Origin of the sequence: Larkinella terrae, assembly GCF_009668025.1 — a bacterium.
Classification (GTDB): domain Bacteria; phylum Bacteroidota; class Bacteroidia; order Cytophagales; family Spirosomataceae; genus Larkinella; species Larkinella terrae.
The window spans coordinates 143,054-158,200 of sequence record NZ_WJXZ01000011.1; the positions used below are offsets into that span (position 1 = coordinate 143,054).

A 15,147-nucleotide genomic window follows, 5' to 3' on the forward strand; every position below is an offset into this window, starting at 1 on the left:
TTACTTTTTCCGTTTTTGACCGGTTTCGGCGGGTTTCAGGGCCTGCTCCGGGGCTTTCAGAAACGGCTGAAGTTTGGCCGCAAACTGCCGGTAACCTTCCGCATTCGGGTGCAAACCGTCGCTGAACAGGGCCTCGTCGATTTTGCCGTCCGGTTTCAGAAAAACCGTACCGGGCTGGGCAAACCGGATGTTAGCTTCTCCGGCCATTTGCGCCAGTTCTTCGTTGAGGTTCGTCAGGCGTTTTTCTTCGTTCCGGCGCGGCAGAATGCCAATCAGCAGGATTTCGGCCGTGGGTTGCCGCACCTTGATGGCCTGCACCAGAAATTTGAGTCCGGCCGTAATTTCCGCATCTGTATTGATTCCCAGGTTGTTTGTGCCGATCATGAGCACGACCTGAGCCGCTTTGTACCCATCGAGTTCGCCATGATACACCCGCCAGAGTACGTTTTCGATCCGGTCCCAGCCGTAGCCCAGATTCTGCACACCCAGCGGTTCCATGACGGCTTTCCAGGAATCGGCACCGGCCGCGCGGGGCGCCACCGGCTCACCACCCCAGTAGTGCGTGATCGAATTGCCCATGTAAACGATGCGGGGCGGATTGGTTTTTACCCGGGCCATGATCTCGTGGTGGCGGGTCTGCCAGTCGTAAATACGCCAGTCGCGGGTCTGGGTACGCGGTTTTGTTGTCGAAAAGATCCCGGACGGTTCGTTCAGAATGGCGCGCAGGCTCTTCTCGTACGCTTCGGCATATTGCTGCATGCCCAGATCCGACGGGTGCGTGCCGTCCACCATCGCGTCCGAATCCAGGTTGATCTGCGACTTGGGCAGCAAAAACAGCTGGTCGATTCCTTCGCCTTTCAACTGCGTGAACGCCCGTCGCATCACCTCGTTAACCTCGGTGTAATAATTCCGGCGCAGCGGACTGATGCCGCCGTCGGTATATCCCGCGTGTTCCACCAGCAGAATCGGCGTGGTCGGTTGTTTTTGCCGAAGGTTCTTCACCGCATCCACAATCAGGGTGTAGACATCCTCCAGCTTCCGGTCGCCGTTGGCGATCAGGTTCGGCAGGCAGTCCAGCACGTAGATTTTCGCATCCAGCTGCGCTACGCGGTCCACGACTTCCTTTTCCAGCCGACCATTGCCCGAAAACGCCAGGTTGATCAGCGGTCGGTCCATTTTCCGGCCCAGAATTGCAGTCCAGGCCATTCCCGCCCGCGACGCACAACCACCCTGTGCGATGGACGTGCCGTACACCACGATCGGTTTATCGACCCGAACGGGCAGGGGCGTGAGCGTTACGCCTTTCGGAACGCCGATTTCGAGCCATTTCAGCGTGTTGTAAAGCGGCAGGTACAAGCGAAATTCCCGGCCTTTTTCGGTGGGTTCCATATTGGCGTATTCGTACCGGATGGTATCTCCGAACGCGTATTTTCCGTTGCACCACAACCAGTCGCCATCGTAGTTGGCTGCGTAGAGATCGACGCCACTGACGCCGGTTGCGGGCATGTGCGGCAAACTGTGGCGGCCACTCACCGCGTACCGAACCACAATTTTGTCGGTATTGGCCCGAAACCGGATCATCAATCCGGCGGAGTTGCGCGACAAATCCCAGACGGCTTTGCGAACGCTTTTTTCGGATTCGGCGGGCAAGCGGTCATACGGATTCTGGATGTCCTTGCCCCGCCAGCCCTGGCCCTCGATGACCGGGAAATCGGCCTGCGTGGGGTTCCACCAGACATATTCGGTTGGGGCTTGGGCAAAAACCGGTACGCAATTCAGGTAAATGAATACACCAAGGAGGAGAAGCGATTTTTTCATAGAAGGGTTGCAGGCTGCGAGGAATAGCGGGGTGATCTACGCCAAAAATACGCAGGAAGTTAACAAAGTAAATCACCGACCCCGGTTTTGTCTTTGACCGGTTTTCTGAGTTGTTCCGAAAGAGGGAAAAACCGCTTATCCAGGGCAGTGAAACGGGCGGTCTGGTTGGAAAAACGCAAAGTGATCCGGTTTGAGAAACCGGATTGGTAGTCAATCTTTAAGTTTTCCGTAACTATTGTGATAGGCTTTTCCTTCTTTGGGGTGCGTAAATTTCAAAGCTGACCAGGTGTCGTCGATGCGTATGCTTTTGCTTTCCACCAGTCCGCAGTCATACCCGATTTCAATCACTTTGGTCAGCGTCAGATCAGTACCCTTCTGTCCGGCTTTTGGCCACGACACCCACAGCATGCCGCCGGTTTTTAGGTGGTTTTTCAGCGTCGGCAATTTCTCGTAAAGCTCGGTCTGCTTGATTGCAAAGATGTGCAGGTAATCGAATTTACCCGTCAGGTTAGTTTCGATGGTAAGGTCTGGCAGCTCGATTGCGTCAACAGCCTCAGCGGGCGCGTTGATGAACAGCGCACGAAATCCGGCCTTCAGGCCCATTTTTACGGATACCGGTTTTGTCATCATTCTCAGGAGCGGTTTGTGAAATCGCCTGATAAGGTCAGTATTTATCTGTTATTACCGGATTTTGCGTAATTTGTTCAGCGCTAATGTGTTTATAAAACCGTACTTTTAGATTCATATGGACCAAACCAGCATTCAGCCTTTATTGACTTCGTTTAAAAAAGAAGCCCAGCGACTTTATCAGGATCGTCTGGCTGCGCTGTACTTATTTGGTTCATACGCCCGTGGAGATGCCGGCGACTATTCGGACGTGGATATTCTGGTGGTTCTCAATGATGAAATGATTTCACCTTTTCAGGAACTGGAAACAATGGGCGATTTCACATTCGAACTGGAATTAACTCACGAAAAACCCATTCAAATTGTTCCCACCACAAAAAAGCAGTTTAACAAGCTTTCCAGTCCTTTGTATCACAATGTCAAGCGCGAGGGGCTGGCTTTATGAAGGTTTTTTCACGAGCCAAGATTTAAAGACCAAGTGGGGATCAGGCTCAACGCTTCTACTTTTGTTTCTTTTGTAAAGGGTAGAGCTCCTTCGGCAATCCATGTTGGTGAATCTGCTCCTCGGCCTGTTTAAGCTTTTCCGGGAATAATGGGCTATCTCCGAACACTTCGTCCAGAATTGGATCGGTGGTGACCGTCGGTTTCGGCAACTGTACAGTCTGTTTCGTTGCGGTTTTCATTACAGTAAATTAACTGGCGGTTTCTGTCGATGGGTTAACGAAAGTTTACTTAGCAACGGATTGAGTCCCTAACATTTCAAAGGTCAACCAGTTTTAAATCGGGTATCCGACTAAAATGTTTTGTGTTTAATGTGGCTAACCGTAAACCGTGACATTTGGCAACAGCTGCGATTAAAACATCTTCTACTCCAATTGTCAAACCTTGCTTTCTCAATAGCAGAAAATCCTGACCGGCAATTTTAGCACACTCTGTATCAAAAGGAAGCACCGGCAAAATCTGGAATAATTTCTCCCAAAAGAAACTTTCATCGGTCTGATCTCCTCGCCACAACTCAAAAACACTAATTGATGTGGTCACAATCTCGTATTTTATTGTTAGATCAAACAACTCAGAACTGCCTTTTTGCAAGGTTCGGCGGTGGTTGATCAACAGATTGGTATCTACGCAGATTTTTTCGGCCATTGGTTCAATGCGTTCCGCTTTTCTTCAATTTCATTCATTTCTTCAACAGTCATAGACGGAGCTTTCAGCAATAGTTTTTGCAGCTCTGTTAGATTACCTTCCAATTCCGGTAATGCTTCCTTCACCGGGTCTTCAACCGGCAGTAGAATCATTTCAATCGTTTCAGCCTCAAAGTCTTCCGGAAGCTCAACGGTTATGGTATTCCGCCCTTGCCGTTGAATAATTTTTCGTATGGCGTTCATAGGAATTTCATTTTCTAGTAAAAGAAATAATATTTAATAACTATATCCAAGCTTCTACTTTAATTAAGCCATTTCGGCAATAATTCGTCTGCATGAATATCCTTGTTCTATGCTCTTTATACTGCTAGCAAAATAGAATGATCGGGCGTTTTGCTGTTTTCCATGAATATGTAAATGATTATAACGACAAAACCCCTGATATCAGGGGTTTTGTATAAAAATAGTATGAAGCTTCTCAACTTCCACAAGCCTCACACCCTTCCGGATTGTCCAGCGAGCAGACCATCGCGGCATAGGCGGTTTCGGCTTCGCTGACCTGCACCGGGTGCGCAGCGGCTCCCTCCTGGGCGTATTTCTCGTAGTTCAGCGGTTTTTCCATCGTTTCGACCAGCACCGGCTCCAGTTGCGCCGTCGCCTGTTTTTCGACCGTGAACTTCACGGCGTCGGCTGCAGCTTTTGTGCGGAGGTAGTACATACCGGTTTTAAGCCCGCGCTTCCAGGCGTGGAAGTGCATCGACGTCAGTTTGCCGAAGTTGGCATCCACCATGTGGATGTTCAGCGACTGCGACTGGCAGATGAACGCACCGCGGTCGGCGGCCATGTCGATGACGGTTTTCTGCTTGATCTCCCAAACGGTTTTGTACAAGTCCTTGATATTCTGCGGAATACCCGGAATGTTCTGCACCGAGCCGTTGGCGGCAATCAGCATGTTTTTCATGCGGTCGTTCCACATGCCCAGCTTCACGAGGTCTTTCAGCAGGTATTTATTGACGACCACGAACTCGCCCGACAACACGCGACGGACGTAGATGTTGGACGTAAACGGCTCGAAACACTCGTTGTTGCCCAGAATCTGGCTGGTCGAAGCCGTCGGCATCGGTGCCAGCAGCAGCGAGTTCCGAACGCCGTGCTGAACCACTTCTTTCCGCAGCGACTCCCAATCCCAGCGACCCGAATCCGGCGTCACACCCCACATATCGAACTGGAAGATGCCTTGTGAAATCGGCGAACCCTTCCAGGTTTGGTACGGACCGTATTGCTTCGCCTGTTCCATCGACGCCGTCATGGCGGCAAAGTAAATCGTCTCGAAAATATCCTTGTTCAACTGCTTCGCTTCGTCCGATTCGAACGGCATCCGCAGCATGATGAAGGCATCGGCCAGCCCCTGAACCCCCAGACCGATTGGCCGGTGGCGCATGTTCGAGCGACGGGCTTCTTCCACCGGATAGTAGTTGATGTCGATGATCTTGTTCAGGTTCTTGGTCGCAACCTTCGTGATTTCGTACAGTTTCTGGTGATCGAACCGCATAATGCCGTCGGCACCTCTCACGATGTATTTCGGCAGGGCAATCGACGCCAGGTTACAAACCGCTACTTCGTCGGCCGAGGTGTACTCGATGATTTCAGTGCAAAGGTTCGACGACTTGATCGTACCCAGGTTTTTCTGGTTCGACTTTGAGTTGGCCGCATCCTTGAACAGCATGTAGGGTGTACCGGTTTCGGTTTGCGATTCCAGGATTTCGTACCACAAATCCTGCGCTTTCACCTGCCGACGGAACCGGCCTTCGCGTTCGTATTGTTCGTAGAGTTCGACAAAAGCCTCGCCGTGGGTGTCAGCCAGACCAGGGCATTCGTGCGGACACATCAGCGACCAGACGTCGTTGTCTTCCACACGTTTCATGAACAGATCCGGCACCCAAAGGGCGTAGAACAGGTCACGGGCGCGGTTTTCTTCCTTGCCGTGATTTTTCTTCAGTTGCAGGAAATCAAAAATATCGGCGTGCCAGGGTTCCAGGTAAACCGCAAAAGAGCCTTTGCGTTTTCCGCCCCCCTGATCAACGTACCGCGCCGTGTCGTTGAACACGCGCAGCATCGGGATGATCCCGTTCGAAGTTCCGTTGGTTCCTTTGATGTACGTACCGGTCGCGCGGATGTTGTGGATGCTCAGACCGATACCGCCCGCCGACTGCGAAATCTTGGCGGTTTGTTTCAGCGTGTCGTAAATGCCCTCGATGCTGTCGTCTTTCATCGTCAGCAGGAAGCAGCTCGACATCTGCGGTTTGGGTGTTCCGGCGTTGAACAGCGTCGGCGTTGCGTGCGTAAACCACTTCTCCGACAGCAGGTTATAGGTTTCAACGGCCGCTTCCACATCGCTCATGTGAATCCCGACGGCCACGCGCATCAGCATGTGCTGCGGACGTTCGGCGATTTTGCCTTCCATCTTCAGCAGATACGATTTCTCCAGGGTTTTGTACCCGAAATAATCGTAGCCGTAATCGCGGTCATAAATAATCGTAGAATCAAGCAGAGCGGCATTTTTCCGAACCACATCGTAGACTTCTTTCGAGATCAGCGCGGCATTTTCACCGGTTTTGGGGTCCACATAATTGTACAGCCGTTTGATCGTTCCCGAAAAGGACTTGTTGGTCTCTTTATGCAGGTTGGAAATGGCCATGCGGGCGGCCAGAATCGCATAATCCGGGTGACGGGTGGTCATCGAGGCCGCCGTTTCGGCCGCCAGATTGTCCAGTTCAGTCGTTTTGACACCGTCGTAAATCCCATTGACCACTTTCATTGACACCTCGATCGGCTGAACATAAGCGGGGTCTAAACCGTAGCACAATTTCTCGATCCGGGCGGTGATTTTGTCGAGTTTGACCGATTCCCGGCGGCCGTCACGCTTGATTACGTACATAATATATGTGGAATGTTGTAGTAAATATATGTTGAATAGATGGACTCTTTTGATTGATTCCTAAAGGTACTACGGAGTATTACAACAAAACAAAGCGGAATGTTCGCTAGTGTTCGAACAACTTAGAAATGTTCTAACTTTGGGCCGTGTTAAGAAACTGTTAAGAGCTTACGCAGAATTACTTATGAAAAGCCTATCGGGAAAACAGTCTAAAAAACTTGATAGGGATAATTTAGCTAACGGTATTGGCCCCTTTCTAAAACACTGATTGTTACTGAATTGTTACCCAAATTGCCGAAAAAGCAATAAAAAATCAATCAAGAGTAACATACTTTTTTTGACGAAAACAAAAGCTATCGAAGTGGTTGGAATCCAATTAGAAAGTCTGTACCTTTGCACTCCTTAAATCCACTACCGCAATTGGTTAGGTGGTAAAGAGATTCGTTCAAGAACCGATTTATTTTTGTAATACTATATTTTGTCATGAAAAAAGGCATACACCCGGAGTATAGAGAAGTGGTGTTCTGGGATCTGACCAGCGACCACAAATTTCTTTCCCGCTCAACCATTCAAACGAAGGATACAATCGAATACGAAGGGAATACCTATCCGGTTGTGAAAGTCGAAGTAAGTTCTGAGTCGCACCCCTTTTATACCGGCAAGAACGTTCTGCTCGACACCGCAGGTCGTGTTGACAAGTTCCTGAAGCGGTACGGTAAGAAATAATTCCTATCTACCCCTGAAAAAGCCGCCATTAGAACATTCTGATGGCGGTTTTTTTGTTTTCTTTACGTGATCACTTTCCGGTTTTTATGAAAATACTGATACTCGGTGCCACCGGTCGCACGGGAAAACTGCTCCTGGAGCAGGCGCTAAAAGCCGGTATTCTGGTGCATGCGCTGGTCCGGGACACCGATAAAGTGAAAGTGATCGACCGAAACCTGAAACTTTACGAAAGCAAAACGCTCGACCGCACCGCTCTCCGGCTGGCGATGCAGGGCTGCGATGCGGTTTTGAGTACATTGAGCATCTCCCGAAAATCCGAGTTTCCGTGGAGCGGCCTGAAATCGCCGAAAGATTTTCTGTCGCACACCCTGCGCAACGTTCTCGAAATTGCGAACGAACTCCACATCCGGCGCATTATCATCACCACGGCCTGGGGCGTTCACGAAACCAAAAAAGACATTCCGGGCTGGTTCCGGTTTTTGATCAATTACAGCAACGTCGGCGCAGCCTACCGCGACCATGAAATTCAGGAAAATCTGCTACAGGCTTCCCCAACCGACTGGACGATCGTCCGGCCCGTCGGCCTGACCAATTCCCGAAAAAACCGCAAAATCCGCCTGACGACCCATAACCAGCCGAAACCAAGTCTGACCATCAGCCGGTCCAACGTGGCCAAATTTATGGTCGAAATCTACAAAACCGGTGATTACAAGCAGGAAGCCGTCACGGTTTCGGAAGTCCGTGGGTAGGTATCCCTTTAATTCCCGTATTTTTAACAATAAACAGACATCCGGCCAGCGGCTGTTCGGCCAGTTCCTGCTGACTCAGACCGGTTTTGGCCGACGTAATGTACAAATCCTCCAGTGAATCGCCCCCGAAGGTGCAGGATGTAATCCGGGCGGCCGGGAGATCGATCTGCTGAAGCCGTTCGCCGGTATTCGGGTTACACCGAATGACTTTCCAGCCGTCCCACAACGCAATCCAGAGCATGCCTTTTTCGTCGATGGTCATGCCGTCGGGAAAACCATCTTCCTCCTGGAACTGAATCACAACTCGTTTATTGGCAATCGTCCCGGTTGTCACATCATATTCATAGGCAACCACTTGCCGGGTTGGCGAGTCGATGTAGTATAATAATTGATGGTCGAGGCTCCAGGCCAGGCCGTTGGAGCAGGTTACATTCTCCACTTTGATGGAAACCGACTGGTCGTTGTCCAGCATGTATAAAGCCCCGGCACCGGGCCGCTCGTCCACCGCCATCGTTCCCGCCCAAAACCGCCCGGCGGGGTCGCACTTGCCGTCGTTGAACCGGTTTTCGGGCAAATGAACTTCCGGATCGGCAATGGGAACAACGGTTTCGTTTTCCAGCGAAATCTCGTGAAAACCGTGTTGCAGAGCCGCAATGAAGTTACCGGAAGGCAAAAGTGCAATGGCTCCCGTCATCTGACCGGTTTTAAAAATCCGGTGTTCCCCGCTGGCCGGGTAAAAGGAATGGATTTCTCCCGGCAGAATATCCACCCACAAAATTCGCTGCTGATCCGCATCCCAAACCGGGCCTTCACCCAACTGGCAGGCATGATCCAGCACAACTTCATACTTGTTATGATTCATAACGCGTTTATTTAGCCCCAACCCCCTGAAGGGGGCTTAAAAAGGTCGAAGCGAAGCCCCCTGAAGGGGGTTGGGGGCTAACTAAGCATACCGGATGTAAAAGTACAAAACCATCGCGGTAACAATGGCCCACCAGATGAAAGGATTTCGAAATCCGCGCTGCTGGTCGCGTTCGGCGGGCAAAAGAGAGAGACTTTCCTTGTTCCAGATCAGGCCGACCAGCTCGGCTTCGGGCTTGGGTTTGGTCACCAGACTCACTAAAACACAGATAAGCATGCAGGTCCAGAAGACGATGCCAGTGCGGTTGAAAAATGGCATCGCCGGGAACAGGATTTCGAGCGCGATCGACAGCGGAATCGTCAGGATTCCGGCGGCCAGGGCTCCGGCGTGGGTGGTGCGTTTCCAGAGGATGCCGAGCAGGAACATCACGGCAATGCCGGGCGTGAACAAACCGTAGGCATTCATCAGGTACAGAAAAACCGGTTTGTCGGATTGAGTCATGAATAAACCGGTGCACAGAATGCCGACGACAATGATTACCGCGCCCGCCATTCGCCCAAACCGCACCGCCTGCTGCTCTGAAGCATCCTTTTTAAAATAAGTCAGGTAGACATCGACTGTCAGAATCGTGGTGCAGGAGTTGATCGCGCCCGACAGGTGCGACATCACGGCGGCAATCAAACCCGCCATGACCAGCCCAACCAACCCAGCGGGCAGCAGATTTTCGACCAGCGTGGAAAACAGCAGATCCGGTTTTTCCAGATTCGGGAATAATTTGGGCGCCACCAGCGCCGGAACCGTGATGATGACCGGAATCAAAAATTTCAGGTAATCGCCAAACACGACACCCATCCGCGCGTGCCACTCGTTTTTGGCCGCCAGCACCCGCTGCACGATAAACTGGTTCGTCGCGCAGTAGAAAACGCTGATGCAGAGCGTACCGCCGAGGTACATCGTCCACGGAAAATCCGGGTCGCTGGCGGGCAGAATCAAATCCCAGTTTTTAGACGTTTCGATGACGGCGTCGACGCCACCAGCGGCCTTGACGGTCGCAATCGTCAGCGCCACCCCGCCCAGCACGAGCACGATCAGTTGCAGCATTTCGGTCCAGATCACCGCCCGCAAACCGCCCGCAATGGTGTAAATACCGGTAAAAACCGCTAAAACCAGCACACTGGCCACCACCGGAATACCCAGCAGGGAATGCAGCGAAAGGGCGCCGAGGTAAAGCACCGCAGCGATTTCCACGAAAACGTAGGTCAGTAAAATCAGCGACGCGTAGGTCGTGCGGGCTGCGGCCCCGAAGCGTTTTTGTAAAAATTCGGGAATCGTGTAAAAACCGTTGCGGATGTAAAACGGCAGAAAAATCCAGAGCAGGGCGTTAAAACCGATCAAAATCGCACCCCATTCCATCGCAATCGCCACAAAACCACGGCTGTAGGCTACGCCCATCGCCCCGACCAGGTGGTGGCTGCTGATGTTGGACGCAATGATGCTGCCGCCGATCATCCACCACGGCAGTTTGTCGCCCGCCAGAAAGTAATCCCGCTTGGTTTTCTCGCCCTTGCGGGACGCGTAAATGCCCAACGAAATAACGCCCAGAATGTAAACGCCAAAAATAATCAGGTCAAGCGTGGATAGATTCATGTTGGATCAGCGAGCGGGTAATACGAATGGCGGTTTCGGTCAGCAGTTCCAATGAACCTTTTTCAAAGGGAGATTGCCAGACAGGATAAATGTCAGTATTGTATAAATCTTTGGGTGGTAAATAACCGGTCGAACCATTCACAATGTTCATAACGGCGACAGCATTCGGCGCCAGCTGTTCCCGCAGGATTTGCTGAAATTCGGAATACGCTTCGTTCGGTTGACCAACCAGAATCGCATCGCCAATTCGCCAGACCCAGAGCGGCATTTTGGTCGTGTTGCCATCGCCCACGGTTTTGCGAATTCCGCGTTTCCGCCACAGTCGTTCCTTCAAAACATTGTCGGTACACGCGGCCCATTGCGCTTCAATTTCGGCCAGCGACGGCAGCGGTTTTAACGGCAATTCAACCTCAATTAGTTCGACTGAAAGTGCGACAGAGGGCTCATAATCAGCTTTTTTCCAAATCGCCAGGGGCGCACCCGATTCAACGACTCCGCTAAAGGAAAGCTGCTTTTTGGGGGGTAAAATGGTTTCCAGTGTCGACAAAACCGCGTAGCCCAACTGCCGCCCGTAGGCATCCGGAATGCTGACATCGCCAACGTATTGTTCACGCGGAGCCAGCTCCCCGCAAGCCCCCAGCAGGAACAAAGTTGGTGCGTTGGTAGCGGTTTCCACCACTTCGCGCATGGCCCCGATGTAGTCGGGCGAAATCAGGCGGTTTTGCCACGCCAGCGTCGTTGGGTGACAAGCATAATTGACCAATGTTCCCATCGTTTTTCCCTCTCTGTTGACGATTTGTCCGACAAGAAGGGTATCGTCCGCCTTTTTTTCGGGGTTCCAGCCGCAGACGAACCGGTCCTTGTCGACGTCCGGCAAGTCCCGGTTGCTGGCCAGACTGCACTTGCCGTAATTCCAGGTCAGCGTGGCCGGTTCGGTTTTGGCCAAAGCTGTTTGAATGGCCTGAATGGCCCGTTGCTGCACCAACCGGAGGTATGCTTCGACCAGATGCCCGCCGGTTTTAGTCGCGTCATCACGGCTGAGACTCGGCCCGGCGTGGGTGTGCGACAGGCAAAACAGCAGCCGCGATGCGTCCAGCGATACGGCTTCCAGAATGCCGTTGCGCAAAAACCGCTCGTCGTCGGAACTGCGCCACCAACCCAGATCGGCCCCGATCAACACGAGCGGTTTTTCTTCGCTGGTGGTTTGAAACGTCGCACAGGTCAGCACCAGCGGGCGGTGAATGCCCTCGGCGGCTTCGTGCGTAGCAGCTCCCCAGTTGCGGGCGTAAATGCCCACCGGTGGCGTAATGTCTTCCTGCGCCACACCGATCAAACCAGTGAAGGAGGATTGCTTATAATCAGGGTATTTTTGCGATTCCATTCAACAAGAATTTAATTCATTTTATAATTATCAGCCCACGGTTTTAACCGTGGGACCAACGCCAATTTTATCAAATAGACATAAACCGTTTTAACGGTTTGAAAATTCTAAAACCGTTAAAACGGTTAGCATCTTACGATTTCGATTTGTGAACCCACGATTAAAATCGTGGGCTGTTATTTTTCACACAATCATCCATATTCCACATTACTATCCGGCTTTTCGGGTTAATAACTGTTCAATTTCTTCCAGGGATTTGCCTTTCGTTTCGGGAACGGTGGTGAGGATAAATACGAAATAACCCAGCAGCAAAACCGCATAGATTCCGAATGTAACCGGCATTCCGAAAGTCGATTTCATGACGGGAAACGAACCAATCACCAGAAAATTCGCCAGCCATAACGACAAAGTTGCCAGCGACATGGCACTTCCGCGAATGCGATTGGGGAAAATTTCGGACAGAATGACCCAGGTAACCGGACCGATGGTCGCGGCATAACCCGCAATAAAAACCAGAATAAATAGCAAAGCCAAGTAACCGGAAAGCTGGAAATAAAAAGCGAGCGACAAAGCCAGAATATCGGCCGATAGCAGCGCCGATCCGAATAACAAAAGCTTTTTTCGGCCCGCTTTGTCGATGGTTGCAATGGCGACGAACGTAAATACGCAGAGGATAACGCCCAGAATAACCGATTGCAGAAAAGCTGAATCTTCCGCAATTCCGACCTGTTTGAAAATCTCGGGGGCGTAGGCAACGAGCGGTCCGCCCAGCTGAGAAGCAAACGCAATGACCATTCCAATCAGGACGATATGGAAAATATCTTTCCGAAATACCTCACTAAAATTTTCTTTTCTAATTTCCGAAAAACTGGCACGAATGGCGGCACTTTCAGCTTCGGCGTAGGCTAGTCCGCCGATTTTATCGAGTACTTTCCGGCCCTCAGTTTCTTGCTTTTTACTGATTAACCAACGCGGACTTTCGGAGACGAAAAACAGCCCAAGAAAGAATAATAAAGCTGGTGCCGATTGCGACGAAAACATCCATCGCCAGTTATTATCGCCCGTATAAAGCAATAAATAATTGGAAAGATAAGCCAGCAAAACCCCGACCGTAACGGCCAGTTGATAGAACGAAACCAGCCGCCCGCGCAGGTAAGCCGGAGCCATTTCGGCGATGTAAATCGGACAAACCAGAGCGGCACAACCGATGGCCATACCGCTTAAAATCCGGAAAGCCACAAAGAGCGGAAACGTGGCCGCCCAGCCCGTACCAACGCCCGTGATTGCAAACAGAAAAGCGCTGATTAACAACATTTTCTTACGCCCAATCAGATCGCTCAGCCGCCCGGAACCCAGCGCTCCGATGGCGGCTCCGATGCTGATGCAGCCGACCGCCCAGCCGGTTTGCAGGTCGTCGAGCTGAAAATGCTGGCTGAAAAAATGAATGGTTCCCGAAATAATGGCCGTGTCGAAACCGAACAGAATTCCACCCAACGCGGCTATTGCATTAATGCGATAGATATATCCTTTGTTATAAAGAAAACCGCCGGAAGAAATTGTCTCGGTTGTCGCCAGTACCAAAGCCATTTTACGTAAAAGTTAGGTGGGTATCCTACTTCGCTTTCGCCTTTTCTACGCTCAGAAATTGAGTCGTACTTTCCAGAATACCGGATGCATCGTCGTGCAGAAATAACGCATCATCCGGCACGGTTTGCAAGGGCGTAATACTCGACGGTGTTTCTGTAATATAAGGTGGATTCGACTGGCGATTATATGCCGAAATGAGCGACCAACGGGGCGTATCGGAAAGATTTGCTTCGGAACGGTGCAAAAGATTGCTGTGAAAAAAGAGCAGATCACCCGGTTTTAACTCGACATAAACCAGCTCCATGGTTTGCAACGCAAACTCCACATATTGCATCGACGCACCGACCTGTTCGCCGGAAAAACCGTGTTCGACCCGGCCCATTTTATGCGACTTTTTAATGACCTGCAAACAGCCGTTTTCTTTCGTTGCCTCCGTGATAGCCACCATTACGGAGATCAGTTGATCCGGAAATAAATAGCCGTTTTTATACCAATATCCGTAATCCTGATGCCACTCCCAGGCCCCGCCAACCCTCGGTTCTTTCTGCATCAATTTGGAATGAAAATGGCAAACAGGAGCCTTTCCGTCCAGCAGTTTATTCACCGAATCGACCATGCGTTCACTACGGGTGAGCAAACCGTATACGTCGTCGCCCGGCGTAAACCACAGCGCCAGTTTCGTTTTTTTTCCGGCTTTATCGTCCAGGTCAAAACTGTTTTTCTGAATCGCTTTGTCCTCAATCGCGACCCGGTACAGCTTCGCAATTTCGTCCTGCGTTAAAAAACCGGGAATGATTAAATAACCATTCTCCTGAAAAGATTCCACTTGCTCATCGGTCAGAATAAAGGCCATATCGGTTCGGGTTAAGTCAGTAGTGAAAGTCCGCCGTCCATCAGCAGCGTGCTGCCGGTCATGTGTTCGTTCGCCGGGTGGCAAAGCTGCACGACCTGCCGGGCCACCGCTTCGGCGCTGATCAGTTTTTTGATCGGAACCCGGTTTCGGGCCTCCTCACTCAGTTCGGGGTCTTTTTCCCAAAACCGGGCGCTCAAACCGGCATTCACGTAGCCGGGCGCAATTTCGTTGACCAGAATCTGGTGCGGGGCCAGTTCCAGCGCCAGACACTGGCAGAGCATCCGCAGCCCGGCTTTGGAAACGCTGTAGGCCGGAATGTGCGTATGAACCGAATGGGCCGCCCAACTCCCGATGAACACCACCCGCCCCGGAAGCTGGTGAGCCAGCAGCCGGGCGGTGGCGCTTTGGGTTAGAAAAAAAGCACCATTCAGGTTGACGTTGAGTTCGTTCGTCCACTGCTCCGCCGTGATTTCGTGAATCCCTCCCACGGTGACGGTAGCGGCATTGGCAATAATAATGTCCGCAACTCCCAGGCTATTTTCCACCTCCGTCACCCAATTCTGCACGGCTTTTGCGTCCGATACGTCGACCTGGGTGTAATGGGTAGCTATTCCGAGTTGCTTCAGTTCGTCGAGAAACGCTGCGGCTTTCGCCGGCGGGCTGATGTCGCCGAGGGCGATGGCGGCTCCGTGTCGGGCAAATTCCAGCGCCGTGGCCCGGCCGATGTCGCCCAGGCCACCGCTGATCAGGACGGTTCGTTTTGTGAATAATTTGTCCACTAATTCGTATGGTTTGCCCCTAAATCCCCTGAAGG

15 protein-coding genes are annotated in these 15,147 nt (G+C 51.5%); 3 read left to right on the forward strand and 12 right to left on the reverse strand.

From position 1 onward, the window contains the following. Positions 1-1,818 (reverse strand): SGNH/GDSL hydrolase family protein, encoded by a 1,818-nt coding sequence (locus tag GJJ30_RS18090; protein WP_154176590.1) that lies wholly within the window; start codon positions 1,816-1,818, stop codon positions 1-3. Positions 1,819-2,028: 210 nt separating this feature from the next. Then, positions 2,029-2,448, reverse strand: coding sequence for a DUF3052 family protein (locus GJJ30_RS18095; protein ID WP_154176591.1), 420 nt, complete (start codon positions 2,446-2,448; stop codon positions 2,029-2,031). Positions 2,449-2,563: 115 nt separating this feature from the next. Between GJJ30_RS18095 and GJJ30_RS18100 the strand changes: the two genes are divergently transcribed. Then, positions 2,564-2,890, forward strand: coding sequence for a nucleotidyltransferase domain-containing protein (locus tag GJJ30_RS18100; RefSeq protein ID WP_154176592.1), 327 nt, complete (start codon positions 2,564-2,566; stop codon positions 2,888-2,890). A gap of 55 nt (positions 2,891-2,945) precedes the next feature. Here the strand turns inward: GJJ30_RS18100 and GJJ30_RS18105 are convergent, their stop codons facing one another. The 4 genes from GJJ30_RS18105 to GJJ30_RS18120 form a co-directional block, all read right to left on the reverse strand. Beyond that, a complete protein-coding gene (locus tag GJJ30_RS18105) occupies positions 2,946-3,128 on the reverse strand; it encodes a hypothetical protein (RefSeq protein WP_154176593.1) in 183 nt (60 codons plus the stop codon). Positions 3,129-3,204: 76 nt separating this feature from the next. Then, entirely contained in the window at positions 3,205-3,591 is a 387-nt protein-coding gene (locus GJJ30_RS18110; RefSeq protein ID WP_154176594.1) for a type II toxin-antitoxin system VapC family toxin, read from the reverse strand. Then, complete coding sequence (locus GJJ30_RS18115) at positions 3,570-3,833, reverse strand: hypothetical protein (protein ID WP_154176595.1); 264 nt, start codon at positions 3,831-3,833, stop codon at positions 3,570-3,572. The genes GJJ30_RS18110 and GJJ30_RS18115 overlap by 22 nt, the downstream gene beginning before the upstream one ends. A 235-nt stretch (positions 3,834-4,068) precedes the next feature. Then, complete coding sequence (locus GJJ30_RS18120) at positions 4,069-6,528, reverse strand: ribonucleoside-diphosphate reductase subunit alpha (RefSeq protein WP_154176596.1); 2,460 nt, start codon at positions 6,526-6,528, stop codon at positions 4,069-4,071. Positions 6,529-7,011: 483 nt separating this feature from the next. Here GJJ30_RS18120 and GJJ30_RS18125 point away from each other — a divergent pair, with 483 nt between their 5' ends. Beyond that, positions 7,012-7,254, forward strand: coding sequence for a type B 50S ribosomal protein L31 (locus GJJ30_RS18125; protein ID WP_124878823.1), 243 nt, complete (start codon positions 7,012-7,014; stop codon positions 7,252-7,254). 86 nt (positions 7,255-7,340) lie between these two features. Continuing rightward, positions 7,341-8,003: an NAD(P)-dependent oxidoreductase gene (locus GJJ30_RS18130; protein ID WP_170299224.1), complete on the forward strand. Its 663-nt coding sequence runs from the start codon at positions 7,341-7,343 to the stop codon at positions 8,001-8,003. On the opposite strand, the gene GJJ30_RS18135 is transcribed toward GJJ30_RS18130, so the two are convergent. The 6 genes from GJJ30_RS18135 to GJJ30_RS18160 all read right to left on the reverse strand — a co-directional run bounded on the left by GJJ30_RS18135 (position 7,978) and on the right by GJJ30_RS18160 (position 15,112). After that, positions 7,978-8,865 (reverse strand): SMP-30/gluconolactonase/LRE family protein, encoded by an 888-nt coding sequence (locus GJJ30_RS18135; RefSeq protein ID WP_154176598.1) that lies wholly within the window; start codon positions 8,863-8,865, stop codon positions 7,978-7,980. The two genes, GJJ30_RS18130 and GJJ30_RS18135, sit on opposite strands and share 26 nt — an antisense overlap. Positions 8,866-8,946: 81 nt before the next feature. Continuing rightward, the gene (locus GJJ30_RS18140; protein ID WP_154176599.1) at positions 8,947-10,512 is read right to left on the reverse strand and encodes an SLC5 family protein; all 1,566 of its coding nucleotides are present in this window, start codon (positions 10,510-10,512) and stop codon (positions 8,947-8,949) included. Further along, complete coding sequence (locus tag GJJ30_RS18145; RefSeq protein ID WP_154176600.1) at positions 10,493-11,893, reverse strand: neutral/alkaline non-lysosomal ceramidase N-terminal domain-containing protein; 1,401 nt, start codon at positions 11,891-11,893, stop codon at positions 10,493-10,495. Before GJJ30_RS18145 ends, GJJ30_RS18140 begins: the two co-directional genes overlap by 20 nt. A gap of 210 nt (positions 11,894-12,103) precedes the next feature. After that, positions 12,104-13,480 (reverse strand): sugar porter family MFS transporter, encoded by a 1,377-nt coding sequence (locus GJJ30_RS18150; protein ID WP_154176601.1) that lies wholly within the window; start codon positions 13,478-13,480, stop codon positions 12,104-12,106. A gap of 25 nt (positions 13,481-13,505) precedes the next feature. Then, complete coding sequence (locus GJJ30_RS18155) at positions 13,506-14,333, reverse strand: phytanoyl-CoA dioxygenase family protein (protein WP_154176602.1); 828 nt, start codon at positions 14,331-14,333, stop codon at positions 13,506-13,508. A gap of 11 nt (positions 14,334-14,344) precedes the next feature. After that, on the reverse strand, positions 14,345-15,112 hold the full coding sequence (locus GJJ30_RS18160) for an SDR family NAD(P)-dependent oxidoreductase (RefSeq protein WP_310588328.1): 768 nt from the start codon (positions 15,110-15,112) through the stop codon (positions 14,345-14,347). Between the last annotated feature and the right edge of the window lie 35 nt (positions 15,113-15,147).